This is a genomic window from Streptomyces johnsoniae, assembly GCF_031845565.1.
Taxonomy (GTDB): Bacteria; Actinomycetota; Actinomycetes; order Streptomycetales; family Streptomycetaceae; genus Streptomyces; species Streptomyces johnsoniae.
On record NZ_JAVREV010000018.1, the window covers coordinates 90821 to 112642 of the forward strand.

The 21822-nt window shown below is 73.4% G+C and carries 17 protein-coding genes; 7 read left to right on the plus strand and 10 right to left on the minus strand.

The window, feature by feature from the left end:
• Positions 1 to 33 precede the first annotated feature (33 nt).
• The 3 genes from RM779_RS27360 to RM779_RS27370 are packed head-to-tail and all read left to right on the plus strand — an operon-like array spanning position 34 to position 6034.
• A complete protein-coding gene (locus RM779_RS27360) occupies positions 34 to 1494 on the plus strand; it encodes a flavin monoamine oxidase family protein (protein WP_311620440.1) in 1461 nt (486 codons plus the stop codon).
• Complete coding sequence (locus RM779_RS27365) at positions 1491 to 4784, plus strand: ferritin-like domain-containing protein (RefSeq protein WP_311620441.1); 3294 nt, start codon at positions 1491 to 1493, stop codon at positions 4782 to 4784. Before RM779_RS27360 ends, RM779_RS27365 begins: the two co-directional genes overlap by 4 nt.
• A gap of 2 nt (positions 4785 to 4786) precedes the next feature.
• Positions 4787 to 6034 carry a cytochrome P450 gene (locus tag RM779_RS27370; protein ID WP_311620442.1) on the plus strand — a complete coding sequence of 416 codons (1248 nt, stop codon included), beginning with the start codon at positions 4787 to 4789 and terminating at the stop codon, positions 6032 to 6034.
• A gap of 94 nt (positions 6035 to 6128) precedes the next feature.
• On the opposite strand, the gene RM779_RS27375 is transcribed toward RM779_RS27370, so the two are convergent.
• Together RM779_RS27375 and RM779_RS27380 are read right to left on the minus strand one after the other, a co-directional pair.
• Positions 6129 to 6755, minus strand: coding sequence for a flavin reductase family protein (locus RM779_RS27375; RefSeq protein WP_311620443.1), 627 nt, complete (start codon positions 6753 to 6755; stop codon positions 6129 to 6131).
• Positions 6756 to 6783: 28 nt separating this feature from the next.
• Complete coding sequence (locus RM779_RS27380) at positions 6784 to 8373, minus strand: tryptophan halogenase family protein (RefSeq protein WP_311620444.1); 1590 nt, start codon at positions 8371 to 8373, stop codon at positions 6784 to 6786.
• Between the two features lie 424 nt (positions 8374 to 8797).
• Here RM779_RS27380 and RM779_RS27385 point away from each other — a divergent pair, with 424 nt between their 5' ends.
• Complete coding sequence (locus RM779_RS27385; protein WP_311620445.1) at positions 8798 to 10339, plus strand: tryptophan halogenase family protein; 1542 nt, start codon at positions 8798 to 8800, stop codon at positions 10337 to 10339.
• 191 nt (positions 10340 to 10530) lie between these two features.
• Positions 10531 to 11811, plus strand: coding sequence for an FAD-dependent oxidoreductase (locus tag RM779_RS27390; protein ID WP_311620446.1), 1281 nt, complete (start codon positions 10531 to 10533; stop codon positions 11809 to 11811).
• Positions 11812 to 11835: 24 nt separating this feature from the next.
• On the opposite strand, the gene RM779_RS27395 is transcribed toward RM779_RS27390, so the two are convergent.
• The 5 genes from RM779_RS27395 to RM779_RS27415 all read right to left on the minus strand — a co-directional run bounded on the left by RM779_RS27395 (position 11836) and on the right by RM779_RS27415 (position 17180).
• Positions 11836 to 12729, minus strand: a complete 894-nt coding sequence (locus RM779_RS27395) for a hypothetical protein (RefSeq protein ID WP_311620447.1) — start codon at positions 12727 to 12729, stop codon at positions 11836 to 11838.
• Between the two features lie 83 nt (positions 12730 to 12812).
• The gene (locus tag RM779_RS27400; RefSeq protein WP_311620448.1) at positions 12813 to 13862 is read right to left on the minus strand and encodes an N-acetylglucosamine kinase; all 1050 of its coding nucleotides are present in this window, start codon (positions 13860 to 13862) and stop codon (positions 12813 to 12815) included.
• Positions 13859 to 14536: a uracil-DNA glycosylase gene (locus RM779_RS27405; RefSeq protein ID WP_311620449.1), complete on the minus strand. Its 678-nt coding sequence runs from the start codon at positions 14534 to 14536 to the stop codon at positions 13859 to 13861. The genes RM779_RS27400 and RM779_RS27405 overlap by 4 nt, the downstream gene beginning before the upstream one ends.
• A 63-nt stretch (positions 14537 to 14599) precedes the next feature.
• A complete protein-coding gene (locus RM779_RS27410) occupies positions 14600 to 15682 on the minus strand; it encodes an NADH:flavin oxidoreductase/NADH oxidase (protein WP_311620450.1) in 1083 nt (360 codons plus the stop codon).
• 142 nt (positions 15683 to 15824) lie between these two features.
• The gene (locus RM779_RS27415) at positions 15825 to 17180 is read right to left on the minus strand and encodes an FAD-dependent oxidoreductase (RefSeq protein ID WP_311620451.1); all 1356 of its coding nucleotides are present in this window, start codon (positions 17178 to 17180) and stop codon (positions 15825 to 15827) included.
• Positions 17181 to 17329: 149 nt separating this feature from the next.
• Here RM779_RS27415 and RM779_RS27420 point away from each other — a divergent pair, with 149 nt between their 5' ends.
• Positions 17330 to 18070 carry a DUF6214 family protein gene (locus tag RM779_RS27420; protein ID WP_311620452.1) on the plus strand — a complete coding sequence of 247 codons (741 nt, stop codon included), beginning with the start codon at positions 17330 to 17332 and terminating at the stop codon, positions 18068 to 18070.
• Here the strand turns inward: RM779_RS27420 and RM779_RS27425 are convergent.
• A complete protein-coding gene (locus RM779_RS27425; protein ID WP_311620453.1) occupies positions 18067 to 18720 on the minus strand; it encodes a DUF305 domain-containing protein in 654 nt (217 codons plus the stop codon). The two genes, RM779_RS27420 and RM779_RS27425, sit on opposite strands and share 4 nt — an antisense overlap.
• Before the next feature lie 135 nt (positions 18721 to 18855).
• Here RM779_RS27425 and RM779_RS27430 point away from each other — a divergent pair, with 135 nt between their 5' ends.
• On the plus strand, positions 18856 to 20337 hold the full coding sequence (locus RM779_RS27430; RefSeq protein ID WP_311620454.1) for an LVIVD repeat-containing protein: 1482 nt from the start codon (positions 18856 to 18858) through the stop codon (positions 20335 to 20337).
• Here RM779_RS27430 and RM779_RS27435 read toward each other — a convergent pair.
• Together RM779_RS27435 and RM779_RS27440 are read right to left on the minus strand one after the other, a co-directional pair.
• Positions 20328 to 20978 (minus strand): TetR/AcrR family transcriptional regulator, encoded by a 651-nt coding sequence (locus RM779_RS27435; RefSeq protein ID WP_311620455.1) that lies wholly within the window; start codon positions 20976 to 20978, stop codon positions 20328 to 20330. The genes RM779_RS27430 and RM779_RS27435 overlap by 10 nt on opposite strands.
• A 145-nt stretch (positions 20979 to 21123) precedes the next feature.
• Entirely contained in the window at positions 21124 to 21819 is a 696-nt protein-coding gene (locus tag RM779_RS27440) for an HAD family hydrolase (RefSeq protein ID WP_311620456.1), read from the minus strand.
• Positions 21820 to 21822: the final 3 nt, after the last annotated feature.

Below are 21822 nucleotides of genomic sequence, written 5' to 3' on the forward strand. Positions count from 1 at the left end.
CGCTGGGCAGGGCAGGGAAGGGGGCGCAACCGCGTGGACAGGTTCGATGTGACGCCGACGGGACGGAACGGCAGGGCGACGGTCGCGGTACTCGGGGCCGGGATCAGCGGCCTCGTGGCCGCCTACGAATTGCAGCGGCTCGGCCACGAGGTCGACGTGCTGGAGGCCGACGAGCGCATCGGCGGGCGGGTGTTCACGCACCGGTTCGCCGGACAGGACGGGCCGTTCGCGGAGCTGGGGGCCATGCGCATCCCCGTGGACCACCACCTGACACTGCGCTACGTCGACACCCTGGGGCTGCGCGGCAGGCTGCGGCCGTTCCGCAACGTGCTGAGCGATCCGGACAACCTGCTGCGCGTGGGGGGCGAACTGGTCCGGGTGCGGAACGCCGCGAAGCCGCTCATCCGGTACACCGAGGAGCTGGCGGGCGGCCGTTCGCACCGGCCCGAGGCGCTGCTGCTCGTCGGCTGGCTGCACGCGACCGTGCGGGCGCTCGCCCCGCGCGAGCTGCGCGAACTCGTCCGCCGCGACACCGGCAAGCTGCTCGCCGCGGCCGGGCGCCTCGACCTGACGCCCTACCTGAAGGACGACCGGCCGGACCTCGGCGCCGCGCTGCGCCGCCACCCCGAGCTGTGGAGGGCGTGCAGCAGCAGGCTCCAGAGCTTCCTCGACGACCTGATCCGCGAATCGGGCACCGGCATGTGCCACCTGGCGGGCGGCATGGACCAGCTGACCGAGGGCCTGGCCGCGCGGCTGCGCCGGCCGGTGCTCACCGGCCACGCGATCTCCGGTATCGACGTGCGGCGCGACGAGGTGCGCGTGCGGCTCGGCCGGCGAGGCCGCGCCGTCGGCTACCCCGTGGTGCTGTGCACCATTCCCTTCGCCGTGCTGCGCCACCTGCCGCTGACCGGCGTCGAGGCGGACAAGCTCGACGTCATAAGCACCCTCGACTACAGCCCGGCCACCAAGGTGGGGGTGCACTGCCGGCGCGCCTTCTGGGCCGACCAGGGCATCACCGGCGGCGGCTCGGCCCCCGGCGGGCGGGTGCGCCAGACCTACTACGGGACGACGGGCAAGGACCCGTCGCGCGGCGCCGCGCTGCTGGGCAGCTACACCATCGCCGAGGACGCCGACCTCCTCGGCCGGCTGCCCGAGCCCGCCCGCCACGCCGCGGTGCTCCATGAACTACGCGATCTGCACCCCGAGTTCGGGCGGCCAGGGATGGTGCGCGACGTCGTCAGCGTGGCGTGGGGCGAACGCCCCTGGCACCGCGGCTGCGCCGCCCGCCGCTGGGGCATGTCGGCGACGGCCCTCGCCCGCGAGGTCGAGCGGGCCGCACGCCCCCAGGGCCGCCTGTTCTTCGCGGGCGAGCACTGCTCACCGGCGCCCGCGTGGCTCAACGCGGGCATCGCATCCACCCTGGAGGCGGTGCCGCGCATCGACGACCTCGCCCGGCGGACCGGTGCCTGGTACGACGCGGGGAGGTCGGCGTGAGCGTCTTCGACCTGCCCAGGGTCCACTTCGCCGGCATCGGCGTCACCCGGCTGCCCACGGGGCCCAGATCGGGTCTCTTCGACCTGGCCGCCAACGCCGCGGTCGCCGAAGGACACCACGTCCCCGCCGACCGGCCGGCCGCCGAGCACCATGCCTACCTCGACCGTCAGGGCTTCCGTTTCGAGCCCGACGGCACCCGCGCCCGCGAGGGCCGGTTCGGCTCGGTCAAGGGCTGGAACTTCGGCGGCAACGGCCACTTCTGGGTCGACGCCTCGGTCACCTCCTGCGAACGCGAACCCGGCCTCGCCGACACGGCCGACCCGCTCGTCGGCAGGCAGCTCGACCTGTGGGGCCACTACAACGAGGCCATCGGCACCACGGCCAACCGCGGCCGGGTCTTCGACGTGGACCCGGCCTCCAGCTGGACCACGGCCGTGCTGGTCGGCCAGTTCGCCCTCGGCAGGCTCGGCCGTTCCCACGACGTCGGCTACCTCGCCATCGGCGACGTCCACGGCACCTCGCCGCCGCGGTGGCACAACGCCCGCCACGTACTGCGCGAGAGCGCCCACCCGCTGGCGCACGCATTCCGCCGGTCGGTGGTCCACCAGTTCGTCGTGCGCGCCTCGGACCGGCTGTTCTGGTCGGCGGACAGCGGCACATCCCCCGCGCTGTCCGCGCTGCGGGAGGCCGTCGCGACCGAGGAGTTCGGCGGCCTCGTGGTCCAGCTCGCCCTGTTCAACATGGCCACCCCGGTCGCCAACGACGCCCCCGACCGCTGGCAGCTGCGCGGCACGATCGCGCCCTGGCGCCCCGACGAACTGCGCACCTACCCGGCCGGACGGCTGCTGACCGGCAGGCGGCGGCGCCTGGCCGGGCGTTCCGCACCCGTGCACAACCTCACGGTCCGCATCGACCCCGACCGCGTGACCGCCAACCTGATCACGGCGCTGCCCGCCGTCAGCCGCGACCCGCGCCCCGGCACCGGCCCGCTGCACCGGCTCGGGCCGCCACCCGACCTCGGCGACCTCGAACTGCGGACCGCGTCCGGCCGCCTGATCGCCGTGCTCCCGGCCGCCGCCTACCTCGGCGGCGCGCTGGAGACGACCGCGGGCGTCCTGACCGTCCCGCGCGCGGACGGGCGGCGCGACGACCCGCAGGAGGAGCTGCACCTGCTGGCCGGGGACGGCACGCCCCTGGTCACCGAGGAGGAGGTCAACGTCCAGTCCGACGACGCGAGCCTCTTCGTCGAGTACCCGGACGCCAGGACCGGCCGCGACTTCGCCACGGACGTGACGGTGCGCTCGTTCCTGCGGGGCCGGCCCGCCGCCGTCGAGGGCATCGAGGTGCACCAGTTCTTCAACCCCCGCGCCCTGCCCCTCGATCCGCGCGCCACCGCGCCCACCGCGCGGCCGGGCGACATCCGCATCGCCGACCTCGCCCCGGCCGGCGCCCCCGCGGAGGAGCAGCCCGCGTACGCCGCCCGCTGCACCCTCGCGACCGACGGCACCGGCCGGGCCGTGCTGCGCATCAGGGGCGCGGCGGCGGGCGCCGCCCAGCTCCTGCTGCTGCCGCCGGGCAGGCCGCTGCCCTGCAACCCCGACGTCCCCGGCTCGGCCGCCGTCGCCTACGACGACGAGGACCGCCTCGGCTACTGGCCCACCGCGGGCACGCTGTCCGTGCGGGTCCTGCCCGACCACTGGCACCTCACCGAACTCGACCCGGACGGGATCACCTTCGACGTGCTCTACCGCGAAGTGCTCGCCCCCTACGAGCTGATGTACTCGTTCATGAAGGACGAGGTGTTCAGCTTCGAGGACGCGGCCAAGGTCGTCACCTACGCCAGGCTCATGTGGCTGATGGCCGACCCGCGGCACCGCGACAAGACGTTCTACATGCCCTCGACACGCGATATGACGGCGCCGCAGACGCAGCTGCTCCTCGCGTTCATGCGGCGCACCGAAGCCACCAGGCAGCGCCCCCCGGCGCCCCTCGCCGGGGCGCCGCGCGTCCCGGCCATCACCACCCGCGAGCAGCTCGCCGAGGCCCTGCGCCAGGCGGCCACCATCGAACTCGCGGTCATGCTCCAGTATCTGTACGCCCTGTGGTCGATCCCCACCTACTCGGCCGGGCTCGCCCACGTCGAACGCGGCACGTGGACGCCCGCGCAGCTGCGCCTGCTGTGCGGCGAAGGCCCCCACTCCACCGCGGGCGGCCTGCGCGAGACGCTGCAACACGTCGCCAGGGAGGAGATGATCCACTTCCTGGTCGTCAACAACATCATCATGGCGACGGGACAGCCCTTCCACCTGCCGGAGATCGACTTCAGCACGGTCAACCACCACCTGCCGGTGCCCCTCGACCTCAGCCTCGAAGCGTTCGGCCGCGGGAGCCTCCAGCGGTTCATCGCCCTGGAACAGCCGCACGCCCTGGTGCGGGACATCGCCTCGCCCGGCGGGCGCACCGCCTCGCCCCCGCGGGACGGGTCCTACCCGTACGGCTCGCTGAGCGAGCTGTACGCCGCGATCAGGGAGGGGCTGCGGACCATCGACGGCCTCTTCCTCGTCGAGCCGGGCCGCGGGGGAGGGGAGCACCACCTCTTCCTCGGCGAGAGCCTCAACTACACGCATCCCGACTATCAGTTGGAGGTCGACGACGTGCCGAGCGCCCTGTTCGCGATCGACTTCGTCACCGAGCAGGGCGAGGGCGGTGTCCTCGACTCCCCGACCCCATCCGACTCGCACTTCGACGTCTTCCTGCGCATCGAGGAGGCGCTCGCCGGCGAGTACGTCCTGGGTCCCGGCGGCCGCCGCATGCCGTGGGAGCCGGCCCACCCCGTGCTGCGCAACCCGACGCTGCGTTCGGGCGACGCCGCGGGCGACCCCGTCACCGACGAGGAGGCGCGGGCCGTGGCCGACCTGTTCAACCGCGCGTACGCGCTGATGGCGCAGCTGATGGCCCAGCACTTCGGCCTCACGCCCGACAAGAGCCTGCGCCGTTCGCGGTTGATGAACGCGTCGCTCGACATCATGACCGGCGTGCTGCGGCCGGTGGCCGAACACCTCGTCACGCTGCCCGCGGGGCGGCCGGGCCGCACCGCCGGGCCGACCTTCGAGACGGGCGGCCCACCGCCGGTCGTGCCCCGCGCCGACGTCGCGCTGCGATCGCTCGCCGCCCGCTGCGCCGAACTGGCGGACCTGGCCGCGAAGATCCCCGAGCTCGCCGCGTCCGTGGAACAGCTTCTGCGGCTCTGCGCCGACCAGTTCAGCACCATGGACCCACGGGAGCTGTGAGCATGTCGAAGCCCGACCCCGAGGAATTCCACCGGCGCGTCCTCGACCGCATCGAGGACCCGTACCCGGTGTACCGCGCGTACCGCGAGGCGGGCACGCTGCACCGGGTGCCGCGGCCGGGGACGCGCCGCGCGCCGGAGTGGCTGGTGCTGGGGTACGAGGAGGCGGCGGTGGTGCTGGCCGGGCGCGCGTTCGGCCGCCGCGCCGCGCCCGCCTCCTGCGCGGGGGAACGGGAGCCCGCCGTCGTCCCGCCCGGCTACCCGGAACTGGCGGCGCTCCTCGGGAACTGGCTGGTGTTCATGGACCCGCCGCGGCACACCCGCGTGCGGGCCGTGGTCGCCGAGTGCATCGCGCAGCGGCTGCGTACCGGCGTCCGCGGCCGGCTGAAGGAAAACGTGGGCACCCTGGTGGACCGGCTCGTCAAGGAGCCGGACTTCGACCTGGTCGACGAGTTCGCCGCGGTGGTGCCGATGCTGACCATGCTCGACCTGCTCGGCGTCCCGCACCAGGACCACGAGTGGCTGCGCGGGCAGACCGGGTGCGTCCAGCAGGCCGGCGCGTACCGTTCCGTGGCCGACGGGCCGCGCCTGGCGGTCGCCGAGCGCGCCGCGGGCGCGCTGACCGAGTACTTCCGCACGGCCCTCGCCCGCCGCCGCCGCGAGCCGCGGCGCGACCTGCTGTCCCTGCTGCTCGCCGCGCCCTGGGAAGAGGATCTCGCCGGGGAGGACCTGCTCGTGGCCACCTGCGTGCACCTGCTGGCCGCGGGGCACGAGACGGCGACGGCGGCGCTGTCGAAGTCGGCGCGGCTGCTGCTGCGCGACCGCGCGCTGCTCGCCGGGCTGCGCGCCGCCCGGGACCTGGTCCCGGCGGCGGTCGACGAGTTCCTGCGCCTTGAGCCCCCGACGCAGACCGTCAGCCGGTGGGCCACCCAGGACGAGGAGGTCGCCGGGCACCGCATCGGCCGTGGGGACCTGGTGACCGTGGTGCTGGGCGCGGCCAATCGCGACCCGGCCCAGTTCGAGGAGCCGGACACCGTGCGCTTCGACCGGGACAGCCGCAAGCACCTCGGGTTCGGCATGGGTGGCCACTACTGCCTCGGTTCTGCCCTGGCCCGTACGGAGATGGAGGCGGGGCTGCGCGGTCTGCTCGACCTGCTGCCCGGCCGGCGCCCCGCGGCCGGAGCCGTTCCCTACCGCCGGGGCCTGGCCCTCCACGGACCGCTGCGGCTGCCGGTGGAACGCGCGGAGTGAGCGGGCCGCCGTCCGCCCGGTGGGTCCGGGCGGACGGCGCACCGCGGCACCCGCACGGCAGGAACCGCGGCGCTCCGCAGGGGAGGGGCCGGCCTCAGTCGCCGTCCGGCACCGCGAGTCCGGCCCGGACGGCGACACCGTCCGCCTGCTGACCCGGGCACGGCAGCCGCTCGTGCCCCAGGGCGTCCGGAGCCGCCCAGGACAGGAAGCGCCGCATGCCGTACATCAGCGGCATGCCGCCGGACATCGTGATGTGCGAGACCGTGCCCACCACGATGACGTGGTCGCCGATGAGCAGTTCCGCGGCGACCCGGCAGTCCGCACACGCGAAAGCGTCACGGTGCAGGTGGGGGAGCCCGGAGGGGAGCCACGTCTGCCAGGGCACCTCGGCGAACCGGTCGACGAACGGCGCCGCGAAGACCTTCGCGGCCCGCTCGGCGTCCTCGTGCAGGAGGTTGACGGCGAACCGCCCGGTCTCCCTGACGGCCTCCAGCGTGACGCCGCCCGTCCGCAGGCAGACGAGCAGCGTCGGCGGGCTGAGGGTGACGCTGGACAGCGACGAACAGGTCGCGCCCTGGGGCGCCCCCTTCGTGTCGACCGCCGTGACCACCGACACCCCGGTGGGAAACTTGCTCATCAGATCCCGGAACGCGGCCGTGTGCGCCTCCGCGTCCGGCCGGGGCCGGCTCTCGCCGGTCCCGGAGTCCTCCTGCCGCTCCATGTTTCGGTGCTCTCCCTTCGCAGGGCCGCTATTTGGTGTGGATGGCACGCAGATATTCGACCGTCGCCGGCAGCGTCCCGGCCAGCTCCTGCTGCTTGCGTTCGACCGTCGCGAACATCTGCTCGTACGCGGCCACCACGTCGTCCTGATGCGCCAGGGACGGCAGGGGCGCGTCGGGGTACACCCCGGAGCCGGCCAGGATGCAGCAGTAGCTGCTGTTGGGGAAGCACAGCCGGGAATTCACCATGGCGTCGCTGTAGGAGCCGGCCCCCGAGTCGATCGGCTGATTGACCGGGAGGCCCGCCCGGTACATGGCGATCTTCTGCTCCAGCTGCGGCGAGAGCCGCAGGTTCTTGTTCGCGCGCCAGAACTCGGTGTCGTCCCGCGGGGCCGCCAGGAAGTGCAGCTGGATGAAGTCCCGCGACTCCTCGAACATGAACTCGATCTCGCGGTTGTACTGGCTGATGAGCGTTTCGTTGAACCGCTTGTCCGGGAAGTGCCGCACCAGGTGGTGCAGAGCGGTGGTGATGAAGTAGATCCCGGAGGACTCCAGCGGCTCAAGGAAGCAGGACGCGAGGCCGACACCGACCACATTGCGCACCCACGCCCTCCGGTTGCGGCCCACCCGGAAGGTGATCTGGTTCAGCTCCGCCCGGTCCGGGTCCAGGTTCCACATGCGGCACAGGTCACGCGTCGCCCGGTCCCGTTCGACGAACCGGCTGGAGAACACGTACCCCGTGCCGAACCGGCCGAGCATGGGAATCTTCCAGGTCCAGCCGGACTCCATCGCGATGGCCGAGGTGTACGGCTCCACGCCTTGGGCGTCGTCGTCGTGCGGCACCGCCGTCGCCACCGCGCTGTCGCACAGCAGGTAGTCGTTCATGTCGATGAACGGCTCCGCCATCGCCTTGTTGATCAGCAGGCCGCGGAAGCCCGAGCAGTCGATGAACAGGTCCGCCTCGTAGCGGTTCCCGCTCGCGGTGCGGAGCGCCGTGACGTACCCGCGGCCGTCCTGCTCCACCCCGGTCATCTCGTCCTCGACGTGACGGACGCCGAATTCCTTTGTCGAGAAGCGGCGCAGGAAGTCGGCGACGAGGTGGGCGTCGAAGTGCCAGGCGTACGCGGTGGACGGCCGGCCGTCCAGCCAGCAGGGGGACTTGCGCGAGTCCAGGAGCGAAGATTCCCAGAAACAGGCGGCGTCGAACGGCTTCTCGGTCAGCCCGTGATGGCGCAGATAGTCCCAGTACTGGAACATCGGAACGCCCTGGTGCTCCGGGAGCGGAGCGAAAACGTGGTAGAAGGAGTCACGCCGACCGTCGACCGTTCTGGCCTGTGCCTGACCCGGGCCCCCCGACTTCCAGTTGATGAAGTCGATGCCGATTTTGAAGCTCGCGTTGCACTGCGGCATCCAGTCCTTCTCCTTCAGCCCGAGGAAGTCGAAGAACAGCGGCTGAAGATTCGGGATCGTTGCCTCGCCGACTCCGATCCTCGGCACGCTCGGGGACTCGATGAGCGTCAGGGAAACCGTATTTCCCAGCCATTTTCCGAGGTAGGAGGCGGTCATCCAGCCTGCCGTGCCGCCGCCCAGGACAACGATCTTCCTGATCCTGTGGTCCATCGATTTCCTCACTTCCGTCAGGAGGTGGTGGTGCCGCCGTCCCGTGGCGCCGCCGGCTGGGTTCCGAGAAAAGGCCCGGCGCGAAATCCCTGTTGACCAGGGGGAGTCGGCGGGGCGTCCGGTTGCCCCGGAACGGCGAGGTACACGGTAGGTCAGGGGGCCGCTCGGCGACAGAAGCCCTCCCGGGGGCGACGGCGAAACCCACGCGCACGCGTAGGCTGCCGGAGCCCGATCGGCGATGCGGGGCACAAAGGGCGGGAGAACCTACCCGAACCGTTCCCGCCTCGCGTGATAAAGGACTTCCCACCGCTCTGGATACTCATGGAGACACGGCTTTTCCGCGGTTCGCGGAAACCGGTCGGCGCGCGGCGCGGAAAAGGGCGTCGGCCACGGAAGAGCCAACCCATCCGACAGGGGGTTTCGAATGATCAGGAAAGTGGCCATCGTGGGTGGCGGCACGGCAGGCTGGATGACGGCGGCCTACCTCAAGGCCGCGTTCGCCGACCGCCTGGACGTCACACTCGTCGAGTCGGAGTCGGTCGGCCGTATCGGGGTGGGCGAGGCGACGTTCAGCACCGTCCGTCACTTCTTCGACTACCTCGGTCTCGACGAGAGCGAATGGCTGCCGAAGTGCGAAGGCGGCTACAAACTCGCCATCCGCTTCGAGAACTGGGCGAAAAAGGGCCACCACTTCTACCACCCGTTCGAACGGCTGCGCAAGGTCGACGGTTTCTCACTCGCCGAATGGTGGCTGAAGCTCGGGGACCATACCCAGCCGTTCGACCGCCAGTGCTTCGTCACCTCCGCGCTCTGCGAGGCCAAACGGTCCCCGCGGATGCTGGACGGCAGCCTCTTCGCCTCGGGACTCGACGGGACCCTGGGCCGCTCCAGCCTGTCCGAGCAGCGCGCCCAGTTCCCTTACGCGTACCACTTCGACGCCGACAAGGTGGCGGCCTTCCTCGCCGCCTACGGCAAGGACCGGGGCGTGCGGCACGTCGTGGACGATGTCGTGCACAGCGCCCTCGACGACCGGGGCTGGATCAGCCACCTGCGGACGCGCGGCGGACTGCGCCTGGACGCCGACCTGTTCGTGGACTGCACCGGCTTCAGGGGCGCGCTGATCAACCAGCTGCTCGGGGAACCGTTCGAGTCCTTCCAGGACGTGCTGCCCAACAACCGCGCCGTGGCGACCCGGGTGAGCCGCCAGGACATCACGGAGATGAAGCCCTACACCACGGCGACGGCCATGGACGCCGGATGGATGTGGACCATCCCGCTCTTCCACCGGGACGGCGTCGGCTACGTCTACTCCGACGAGTTCGCCACCCCCGACGAGGCCGAGCGCACCCTGCGCGAGCGGGTCGGCGACGCGAAGGCCGAGCTGGACGTCAACCACATCACCATGCGCGTGGGCCGCTGCCGGGACTCGTGGGTGCGCAACTGCGTCGCCATCGGCCTGTCCAGCGCCTTCGTCGAACCCCTCGAATCGACCGGCATCTTCTTCATCCAGAACGGCATCGAGCAGCTGGTCAAGCACTTCCCCGACGAACGCTGGGACCCGGAGCTGACGCGCAACTACAACGCCCGGATCGCCCAGGCGGTGGACGGCGTCAAGGAGTTCCTCGTCCTGCACTACCGCGGCGCCGCCCGGAACGACAACGACTACTGGCGGGCCGCGAAGACCCGCAAGGTGCCGGGCCGCCTGGCCGAGCGCATGGAACAGGCCCTGCCGCACCTCATCGACGAGGAGGCGATCTACCCCTACTACCACGGCTTCGAGCCGTACTCCTGGAACACGATGCTCCTCGGCCTCGGCAACCAGCCGGCCCGGGCGCGGCCCGCGCTCGACCACATGGACCCGGGGCGAGCCCGCGCGGAGTTCGACCTGCTGCGCGCCGAGGCCAACGCCGTCATCGAGAAGCTGCCCAGCTGCTACGAGTACCTGGAACGCATCCACACCCCGTAATCCGCACCGGGCCCCGGCGCCGGTCCCCACGCCCGGCGCCAGGGGGCGCGCCGGGCCGCGCCCCGCGGGCCGCCCGCGGATCGTCGTGGGTCCCCGTGAACGACGGATCGGAGCGCCCCCGTGTCCACTGCACCGTCCGACCTCACCTCCCCCCGGCGGCGTGGCGCCCCCGCCCGCCCCGGGCCGGACACGTGAGCCCGGCCCGGCCGGCGGCCCCCGAACTCGCGGCTACCGTGTGCGTCGTCGGCGCCGGTCCTTCCGGCGCCATGCTGGCCCTCCTCCTGGTCCGCGCGGGCATCGACGTGGTGCTGCTGGAGAAGCGCCCCGACTTCCCCAGGGACTTCCGCGGCGGCACCATGCAGCCGACCACCCTGGACGTCCTGGACCAGCTCGGCATCGCGGAACGCTTCCACACCCTCCCGCACCGCAAACTCGCCGGCATCAGCCTCGTGGGCGACGGCATCGGCGTCGAGGTCGCCGACTTCACCGGCCTCGGCCTGCGCTTCCCCTACCTGGCCGTCGTCCCGCAGTGGGACTTCCTCCACCTCATCACCGCGGAAGCCGCCCGCTACCCCGGCTTCCGGCTGCTCATGGCCACCGAGGCCACCGGCCTGATCCGGCGGAACGGCCGCACCGCGGGCGTGCGCTGCCGCACCGGCAACGGGGCGCTGACGGTGCGGGCCACCCTCGTGGTCGCCGCCGACGGCAGGCACTCGGTGCTGCGCCGCGCCGCGGGCCTGCGGCCCCGCAGCCTGGGCGCGCCCACGGACGTCGTGATGTTCCGGGTCTCCCGCCGGGCCACCGACCCGGACGAGGGGCTGACCCTGCGCCCGGGGAACGGGCGCGTCGTCAGCCTCACCAACCGCACCACCTACTGGCAGGTGTCGTACGAGACCGGCCGGGGCGGCCGCGGGTGGCTGCGCCAGGAGAGCGCCGAGCGGATGCGCAGGGAAGCCGGCGAGCTGGTGCCGTTCCTCAAGGACAGGACCTGCGAGATCAGGGCGGAGCACGTGCGGTTCCTCGAAGTACGCCCCGACCGCCTCCGCCGCTGGTACGGCCCCGGCCTGCTGTTCATCGGGGACGCCGCCCACGCCATGTCCCCGGTCAGCGGCTCCGGCGTCAACCTCGCCGTGCAGGACGCCGTCGCGGCCGCCAACCTGCTCGCGGGGCCCCTGCACGTCTGCCGCCGCACGGGACGGCCGCTCCCGGAACGCGCCCTCGCCTCGGTGCAGCGCAGGCGACGGCTGCCGACGGTGCTCACCCAGGACTTCCACCGCCTGATGCAACGGGTGAGCACCAAGCGGGCGTTGCGCGGGGAACGGGTCCTGGCCGGCCGACACGGACGCGCCGTACGGCGCACACTCCCCGTCCTGCGCCGCCTGATGAGCCGCGTCACCGGAGTCGGCCTCCGCCCCGAGCACGTCCGCATCCCCCTCACGGCGCGGCCCGCCGACCGGCAGCGGCCCGGCTGACGCGCCGCGCGGCGGGCCCGCGGATCAGCGGACCTGCGCGCCCTGGGGCGGCTGCTGCGGGGTGATGCCGACCTCCGCCATGTAGGCGGAGAGGACCAGCCTGCCCACCGCCGGGTACGAGCCGAGCGGCTCGGCGGCCGGGCAACCGGCCTCCTCCGCGCCCGCGGCCAGCAGCCCTTCCGGCAACTCGGGGCCGATCAGGCAGGGCGCGAGAGCCAGCTGCTGGGAACCCGCCTCCGTCAGCCGCGCCGCGATGTCGGCGACCGAGCCCTGCTCGTCGAGCGCGGCGGCGAGCACCGGCACGGCCAGCCGCGCCGACAGCAGCATCCCGGTGATCCCGGCGGCCTGCACGGCCTCCTGGCCGCCCACGGTCCCCAGCACGATGCCGTCGGCCGCGGTGGCCACCGTGAACAGCCGCGCCCGGTCCGCGCGGGCCAGACCGGCCTCGGACAGCCGCACGTGCACCGCCTCGGCCAGCAGCGGGTGCGGTCCGAGCACGTCGGTGATCCGCGCCTCGGAGCCGCTGTCGCGCACCGCGGTCCTGACGATGTCCAGGTAGCCGCTGTCCGGGCTGGCCAGCAGGGGCACGACGACCGGCGGCGGCGCCGCGGGCTCCGCCGCCTCCTCGGCCGGGGGCACCGTCCGGGCCAGCACTTCGGCGAGCGAGGGGAATTCCTCCTCCTCGCTCTCCACGAAGCCGATCAGCGCGTCGAGGCCCGGCAGCTCGGAGCGCGCGATGCTCACGACCTCCTCGGCCAGACCACGGCTCGTCGCGGACGGGCTCCCGGGCACGGCAAGTACCAGCGCCGGCGCGCCCTCGGGCGCGGTCACGGGCTCCGGCCTGCGGTGGCGGCCGGGCTGACGGGGGCGCGGCATTCGTACGGGTAGGCCGGATGAGGGCCCAGTGGGGGAGCTCATGTCGCCGCATGTTAATGCCTTGATGTGCTTGGCTGTTCGCCCGGGGGGATACAGCCCACATCTGTCCTGTTTTGTCCCGCGCGTCAGTGTGACGCTTCGGTCACTCCAGCGGACGGTACGTCGACGACGTGCAGCAGCGCCCGGTCGCGCGGCAGCCCGGCGAACGCCCCGGTGAGACCGGCCGCGACCAGCAGCGCCCCGTCCAGCGGCCCACCGGCCGCCGGGACCACCGCCGCGTGCGGCAGCCGGCGCGCCAGCTCGGCGCGCAGCGGCGCGAGCAGCGGCTCGCCCATGCCGAACAACCCACCCGTGAGCGCCACTTCGCTGCCCGCGGCGGAAGGACACACGGCCTCGGCCGCGCGCGCGATCTCCTCGGCCGCCCGGCGCAGGATCTCCCCGGCGACCGTGTCACCCGCGGCGGCGCACCGGCCGACCTCGGGCGCGAACGACGCCAGCACCGCCGGCCGGTCGGTGCGCGGGTAGACCTGCCGCGGCAGCCCCTCCGGAGGCCCGAACGCCGCCTCCGCGCCCGCCAGGAGCGGCGCGGAGCCGCCCTCCCGCCCGTCGTGGGCGCGCAGCGCCGCGTCGAGACCGGCCCGGCCGATCCAGGCCCCGCCCCCGCAGTCGCCGAGCAGGTGCCCCCAGCCGTCGGCCCGCCGCCAGCCACGCAGATCGGTGCCCAGGGCGATCATGCCGGTCCCTGCCGCGACGACCGCGCCCGGCCGGACGCCGAGCGCACCGGCGTAGCCGGTCACCGCGTCCGCGGCCAGGGCGACCCGCCGCGCGCCGAGGCGCGCGGCGAGCGCGTCCGGCAGCTCGGCGCGCAACTGCCCGCCCAGCGTGGCCATTCCGGCCGCGCCGACGCACACCGCATCGACCCGCTCCGCTCCCGCCTCGGCCAGCAGTGCCTCGGCGGCGGGGACGACGAGACCGAGCAGGTGCCCGGCGTCGATGCCCCCGGCCCCGGTCCGCACCGGCTCCGCCGTCACCACGCCGCCGCGCCGCCGCGGCACCGGTCCCGTTCCGCCACCGCCCCGGTCCGGGTGGGCCGTTGCCAGCGCGACGCGCAGCCCGGAGCCGCCGGAGTCGACGCCGAGCACCAGGACCGCCGCCCCGCCGGGCGCCGAGTTCACGGCAGTTTCCAGTCCACGGCCGCCGCGCCCTGATCGGCCAGCAGCGCATTGGCGCGGCTGAACGGGCGCGAGCCGAAGAAGCCGCGGTCGGCGGACATGGGGGAGGGGTGCGCGGACTCCACCGTCGGCACCGGCCCGAGCAGCGGCCTGAGGTTGCGCGCGTCACGCCCCCACAGGATGGCCACCAGCGGCCTGCCGCGCGCCGCCAGCGCCCGGATCGCCTGCTCGGTGACCTCCTCCCAGCCCTTGCCGCGGTGCGCGCCCGGCCGCCGCGGCGCCGTCGTCAGCGCGCGGTTGAGCAGCAGAACCCCCTGCTCGGTCCACGGCGTGAGGTCCCCGCCGGCCGGCCGGGGCAGCCCCAGGTCGGTGTGCAGCTCGCGGAAGATGTTCTCCAGGCTGCCCGGCAGCGGGTGCACCTCGGGGGCCACGGAGAAGCTCAGCCCGACGGCGTGACCCGGCGTGGGATACGGGTCCTGACCGACGATCAGGACCCGCACCTCGTCGAAGGGCTGCTGGAAGGCCCGCAGAACGTGGGCCCCCGCCGGGAGATAGGTGCGGCCCGCCGCGATCTCGGACCTCAGGAACTCGCCCATGGCCGTGATCCGGTCGGCCACCGGGGCCAGCGCGGTCGCCCAGCCGGGCTCGACGATTTCGTTCAATGGTCGTGCTGCCACGGTCCGTCACCCTACTGGCCGCCCGGGGCCGCGGTCGCCCCGGTCCGGCGAATCCCCCCGCGCTCAGTGGGCCCTGCGGTACTGGTCGGGCACGCCGGTGAGCGGCAGGCCGAGCTCCCGCGCGGCGCGCTGCGGCCAGTACGGCTCGCGCAGCAGCTGACGGCCGAGGAAGACGGCGTCCGCCTCGCCGTCCGCCACGGTCTTCTCGGCCTGCTGCGGCTCCGTGATGAGGCCCACCGCGCCGACCGGCAGCCCGGTCTCGGCCCGCACCCGCGCCGCGAACGGCACCTGGTAGCCGGGACCGACCGGAATGCGCGCCTCTGGCACGTTGCCGCCGGAGGAGACGTCGAGCAGGTCGACGCCGCGCGCCCGAAGCTCGGCCGCCAGCCGGACGGTGTCGTCCGGCGTCCAGCCACCCTCGGCGAGCCAGTCCGTTGCGGAGACGCGGAAGAACAGCGGCAGGTCCGCGGGCCAGACCGCCCGCACCGCGTCCACCACTTCCAGCGGGAACCGCGCCCGCCCGGCGAAGTCGCCGCCGTAGGCGTCCGTCCGCCGGTTGCTGACCGGGGAGAGGAACTGGTGCAGGAGGTACCCGTGCGCCCCGTGGACCTCGGCCACCTGGCAGCCCGCGGCCAGCGCCCGCCCGGCCGCCCGGGCGAAGTCCTCGGTCACGGCCGCGATCTGCGCGGTGCTCAGCTGGGCGGGCACCGCGTGACCGGGACTGAACGCGAGCCCGCTCGGCGCCACCGGCCGCCAGCCGAGGGCCTCCTCGCCCAGCGGCGAGCCGCCCCGCCAGGGCGCGTCGACCGACGCCTTGCGCCCGGCGTGGGCCAGTTGCACCCCGATCACCGCGCCCAGCTCGCGCACCGCCGTGGCGATCCGGCGCAGCGCCGCCTCCTGCCGGTCGTTCCACAGGCCGAGGTCCGCCGGACTGATCCTGCCCTCGGGGCTGACGGCCGTGGCCTCGGTGAGGATCAGCCCGGCGCCGCCCACCGCCCGCGCCGCGTAGTGCGCGAAGTGCCAGTCGTTCGCCACGCCCGTCTCCGGCCCCGAGGTCCGTGCCGAGTACTGACACATGGGGGACATCCACACCCGGTTGGGGATGGTCAGCGACCTCAGGGTGCAGGGATCGAACAGCGAGCTCACGCGGACTCCTCCTGGTGCTCGGCCGCGAAGGCCATCGGTACGGGCCATCGGTACGGGCCACCGTGGGTCACCGTACAAGGCGGCGGCCGGCCGCCGGCCGGGACGCGTACCGCCGCGGGCGGCGGTCAGCCGTCGCGCGTGGTCAGCCGCCGCGGGCGGCGGTCAGCAGCCCCGCCCAGTCGGCGATCTTCACCGGGCCACGGGACAGCGTCCGCCCCAGGGCCGCCTCCGCGGCCTCGATGCCCAGCCACCCCGGCCACTCCACCGGCGCGAGCCCGGCCGCCCGCAGGGCGTCCAGCGGATCGGCGTCCGTCACCTGCCGCAGGGCCAGGGACGGCGCGTCGGCCAGCACCGAACCGGCGGTCTCCTTGGCACATGGCCGGTTCGTCCCGATCACGCCCGTCGGCCCCCGCTTGATCCAGCCCGCCACGTACTCGCCGGGCGAGGGCACGTTCTCCCGCAGCACGCGCCCCTGCGCGTGCGGCACCGTTCCGCCGCGGGGGTCGAAGGGCAGGCCGGGCAGCGGAACGCCGCGGTAGCCGACGGAACGCAGCACCAGCTGCGCGTCGACGTCCACGAACCGGCCGGTGCCCACGACTCCGCCGGCACCGTCCGCGGCGGTCCGCTCGAACCGCACGCCCCGCACCGAGCCCCGCCCGTCGTCCAGGATCTCCGCCGGACGCAGGAAGAACCGCAGGTGAATCCGGCGCTCCCGCCCGTGCTCCGCGGCGCCCGCCCAACCGCGCAGCGCCGCGACGTTCCGCTTCGCCGGACCGGAAAGACCCGCGGGATCTGCGTACCCGGGGTCGGCGGCCAGCTCCTCGCCGTCCACGACCACGTCCGCGCCCGGCAGCGTCCCCAGCTCCCGCAACTCCTTGGTGGTGAACTTGGCCTGCGACGGCCCGCGCCGGCCGACCATGTACACGTCCCGCACCGCACCGGCCGCCAGCTCGTCCAGCGGCCCCTGCGGCATGTCGGTCAGCCGCAGCTCGTCCGCGCCGCGTGCCAGGATGCGGGCCACGTCCACCGCCACATTGCCGACCCCGATCACCACGGCGGCGCGCGCGGACAGCGGGAAGCCCGCGTCCAGGGCGTCCGGGTGCGCGCTGTACCAGGACACGAAGTCCGTGGCCGAGCAGCTGCCGGCCAGATCCTCGCCCGGAATGCCGAGCCGCCGGTCGCGGGCCGCGCCGACGCAGTAGACGACGGCGTGGTACAGCTCGCTCAGCCGCCGCGTCGGCACGCCGCCCTCACCCACCGGAACGTTCCCGAGGAAGCGGACCCCGGGCCGTTCGAGCACCTGGCGCAGGGTGCCCTGGAGCGACTTGATCTTCTCGTGGTCCGGGGCCACGCCGTAGCGCACCAGACCGAATGGACAGGGCAGCCGGTCCAGCACGTCCACGGCCACCGGGACCTGCCGCGCCGCCAGCTGATCGAGCAGGGACTGAACGGTGTACACCCCGCTCGGCCCCGATCCCACCACCGCAATCCGAAGCATGTGACAGCTCCTTGCACCGCCGAGTAAGGACGGAGTCTCCAGCATCCCACTCAAGGCGCACTTGTGGGAGTGAGCTGTCGGGGTGCTGTGCGCGCGGGCGGGTGCGCGCCGCCCGGCGCGGGGCGCGGGCTTCGGTCTAGGTTGCCTCCGTGGTGAAGAGTAGCTTTTCCGGCTTTCCGGGCGGTCATCAGCCGGACGGCCCAACGCCGGACCGGCCGGTGTGGGAGCTGCGCGGGCACGGCTCCGCCGCCCCGGCGGCGGGCGGGGCGCCGGGCCTGCCACCGTGGTTCAGCGTCGGGCTCGTCCTTGCCGACGGGGCCCGTATCGACGTTCTCGCGCAGGTCAGCGGGGACCGGGTGCTCATCGAGGACATGCGGGCCGATCCGCCGTTGCCGGTGGACGGCTTCGGCACCCTGACCGAGCGCATCGGCGAGCCGCTCCGGGACGTGTGCCGGGCCCTGACCGGCCACACCGTGGCGGAGCCGGAGACCCGGGCCCCCGGCCAGGACGCGGTACCCGCGCCGGGCCCCGAGGAGCCGCCGCGGGAAGCTGTGCAGCGTGCTCAGCGCGAGGAACGCGAGGAACAGGAGAAACAGGAGAAACAGGAAGAACGGCAGCAAGCCGAGCCGGGCGCACGGGAGTCGGGGCCGGAGCCGGAACGGCCCCCGTCGCCCGCGGCCGGGGGCGGCCACCGAGCCGCGCGCCGCAGGACCGGCGGCCGGCCGGGCCGCCGCATCGCCGCCGAGGCATACCTCGCGGCCCAGCAGGCGGGCACCGACCCGGTGCTCGCCGTCATGAACGCCACCGGCCGCAGCCGCCGCAGATCGCTGCGGCTGATCGCCGCGGCCCGCGGCAAGGGCTACCTGAGCCCCGGGCACGCGCGCCGTTAGCGCAGCTCCTCAAGCCGTTCGATCTCCACAGTCTGCGTCGCGACGATGTCGTTGGCCAGCTGCTCCACCGTGACGTCACCGGCCCCGGCGAGCGCGTCCGCGGCCATGCTCACGCCGCCCTCGTGGTGGCGCACCATCAGGTCGAGGAAAAGCTCGTCGAACGCCTCGCCCCGCGCGGCCGTCAGCTCGGCCAGCTCCTCCGCCGAGGCCATGCCTGGCATCGCGGTCGGGTCATGCCCACCATGGCCGGCGTCCGCCTCGTGGCCCGCGTTGCGCGTGAGCCAGGCGTTCATGGCCTCGATCTCCGGCCCCTGGGCGGCCGCGATGCGCTCGGACAGCCGCCGGACCCGGCCGTCCTCGGCGTGCTGCTCCGCGAGGCCCGTCATCTCCACGGCCTGCTCGTGGTGTTCGACCATCATCCGCATGAACGCGAAGTCCGACGCGGTCGGCTCGGTCCCTTCGCCGCCGGCCTCCCTCGCCTCCTCGGGCGACAGAGTCCCGGCCTCCTCGCCCGGCCTGCCGGGCGCGATGACCTGCGGGGCGTCACCGGCCTCGTCCGCGGGCGCCGGATCGTCGGTGCAGCCCGCGGCCACGGCGAGCACCAGTGCGGCGGCCAGGGCCGTGTGCCGGAAGCGGCGGCGGTCCGTCAACGGAATCCTCCTCGCGCGAGCCTGCGGAGACGCCGCCCACATTACCTACTTTGATATGGACATGCCTGGGCGGATACTGATGGGGCCCATGTACCGGTCAACTCCGCGGGGGATACGCGGATTCGAGGGAGGACGATGGTGACATCGTTGCACAGAAACCCCGTTCGGCGCGGACGGCTCGGCGCGGTCGCGGCCGTGGCCGGACTGCTCGCCACCATCTGTATGACGGCCCCGGCAGCCGCCACCCCCGACCCCGGCGACGCCCCCGCGAGCCCGCAGGAGCTGTCCCCGCAGGAACAGGGGGCGGCCGAAGCCGCCATCCGCAGCGGCGACATACCCGGTGTCGATGAGATCGTGCACAGTGACAACATCACGCACGTGGCCAACGTGCCCAGCACGGAGGGCCTGGCCGGCACCAACTCCGACATCGCGTTCCAGGGCAGGTACGCGTTCGCCGGGAACTACGACGGCTTCGTCGTCTACGACATCGCCCGGCCCGCCTCCCCCCGGATCGTCAGCCAGGTGCTGTGCCCGGGGAGCCAGAACGACATCTCCGTCGACGGCGACCTGCTGTTCCTGTCCGTCGACTCCTCGCGCAACGACGACTCCTGTGCGAGCACGTCGCAGCCGCCCACGGAGGAGTCGTCCTGGGAGGGCGTCCGGGTCTTCGACATCAGCGACGTGCGCAACCCCGAGTACGTCGCCGCCGTCGAGACCGCCTGCGGCTCGCACACGCACACCCTGGTCCCCGACCGCCGCAGCGTCTACGTGTACGTCTCCTCCTACGCGCCGAGCGAGATGTTCCCCGACTGCCAACCGCCGCACGACGGCATCTCGATCGTCGAGGTGCCGCGCCGGGCGCCGGAGCGGGCCGAACTCTCCAGCTTCGACCCTCTGTTCCCCGACGGTGGCTTCCCCGGTGACGACAACAGCTCCGCCACCAGCGGCTGCCACGACATCACCGCCTACCCCCGGCTCCGCCTCGCCGCGGGCGCCTGCATGGGCGACGGCGTCCTGATGGACATCTCCCGCCCCGACCGGCCGCGCATCATCGACCGGGTGCGGGACGAGGAGCACTTCGCCTTCTGGCACTCCGCCACCTTCAGCCAGGACGGCAGGAAGGTCGTCTTCGCCGACGAGCTGGGCGGCGGCGGGGGCGCGACCTGCAACGCCGAAACCGGTGACGAGTTCGGCGCCAACGGCATCTACCACATCACCGGCCGCGGGGACGGGCGCGAGCTGTCGTTCCAGAGCTACTTCAAGATCCCGCGCCACCAGGCCGACACCGAGAACTGCGTCGCGCACAACGGTTCGCTGATCCCCGCCAGGGGCCGCGACATCATGGTGCAGGCGTGGTACCAGGGCGGCGTCTCCGTCTGGGAGTTCACCGACTCGGAGAACCCTCGTGAGATCGGCTACTTCGAACGGGGACCGCTCACCTCCGACGTCCTCGCCTTCGGCGGCGCCTGGTCCTCCTACTACTACAACGGCTACATCTACTCCAACGACCAGAAGGGCCTGGACGTGCTGCGGATCGACGACCGCCGCACCGACAGCGCCCGCCGGGTGCACCTGGACGAGCTGAACGCCCAGACGCAGCCGAGCTATTACCGCTGAGGCAGAACGAACTGCGGTGGTGTCCCGCCGGACGGCTCCTCGCCCGGCGGGACACCGAGGCTCCACGGCAGCCCGTACCGTGAGAACAACTCGGCCCGCAGCCGGGCCAGCGGCATCGGCGCGCCCGGCAGCAGCTGGGCGACGACCGCACCCATCAACAGCGCCCGCAGCAGCGGGTAGTCCATGTCCGGGTCGGGCGACCCGTACTTGGCGACGGCCTCGCGCAGCAGCACGGCGAGCCGCTGCTGTTCGGCGCACTGGATGAAGCCTTCCTGCTGGAGCAGGCCCGCCATGTGCGCCCGCATCAGCACCGGCCGGTCCTGCGCGAGCGCCAGGATCGCGTCGATGGCCCGCGCCAGCCACTCCTGGCCCGCGCGGGGCCCGGACGGGGCCGGTGCCCGCTCCAGCGCCTCCTGAAGTGTGAGATGCATCATGCGGTGCACCGCCGACTGCAGAAGCTGCCGCTTCCCGGGGAAGTAGTAAGAGATCAAACCGCGCGCGGACCCCGCCCGGTCTGCGATGTCGCCCAGCGTCGTCGCCTCGAAGCCCCGCTCGGAAACCAGCTCGACGGTCGCGTCGAGCAGCCGCCGACGCGAGCGTCGGCGCATTTCTTCATTGACCGAAGCGCTGCGAGGGGACATGCTGGACTCCCGTTGGCTGGCTCACAGTCAATATACTCAGCACAGCCCCGGACAGCCGCCCCGGTAGGCGCGGAGTCCTGTCCGGTGCCCACGGCGGTATCGGGCGGCGCGGGGGACCGCCCGATACCACCGTGGGCTTTTTTGCTCAGCCCACCAGCCGCAGCACGGGCCGCAGCCCGTCCGGCCGTTCCGGCGCCGGCAGGTGCGGGACCAGGTGCACGGCGCAGCCGAGCGCCGCGGCGCCGGCGTCGGCGACCGGATCGTCCCCGACCATCAGGGCGTGCTGGGGGGCGAGGCCGAGCCGGTCGCACGCCATGCGGAACAGCCGGGTGTCGGGCTTCTGGATGCCGTGCTCGAAGGACAGCACAAACGTGTCGATCCACTTCTCCAGGCCGTGCGCGCGGAAGACGGGACGCACGTCCCAGCCGATATTGCTGACCACGGCGATCCCCACCCCCCGTTCCGACAGCTCGCCCAGCACCTCCGCGGTGTCCGGGTACGGCTGCCACGCCGCGGGCTGCCAGTGCCGCTCGTACAGCGCCTCGTACAGCTCGGGCCGCGGCAGCGGCACCTGGCGGGCCAGCCCGGTATACAGGGCGCGGTGCCTGCTCGCGTCGCGGTCCCGCTCGCGCCACAGCTCCGCCAGCCCGGGCGGGACCGAACGCGGTGACGCGCCGCCGGGCAGGGCCCCGGCGGCCTCCAGCTCGGCGGCCTTCCGCCGCAGCTCGTCCGCGCCGAAGGAGATGCCCGTGCGTTCGGCCGCCGCTCCCAGCCAGGAGACCGCCGGCTCGATCCTCATGAGCGTTCCGGAAAAGTCGAAAAGCACACCCGTGATCGCCATGGC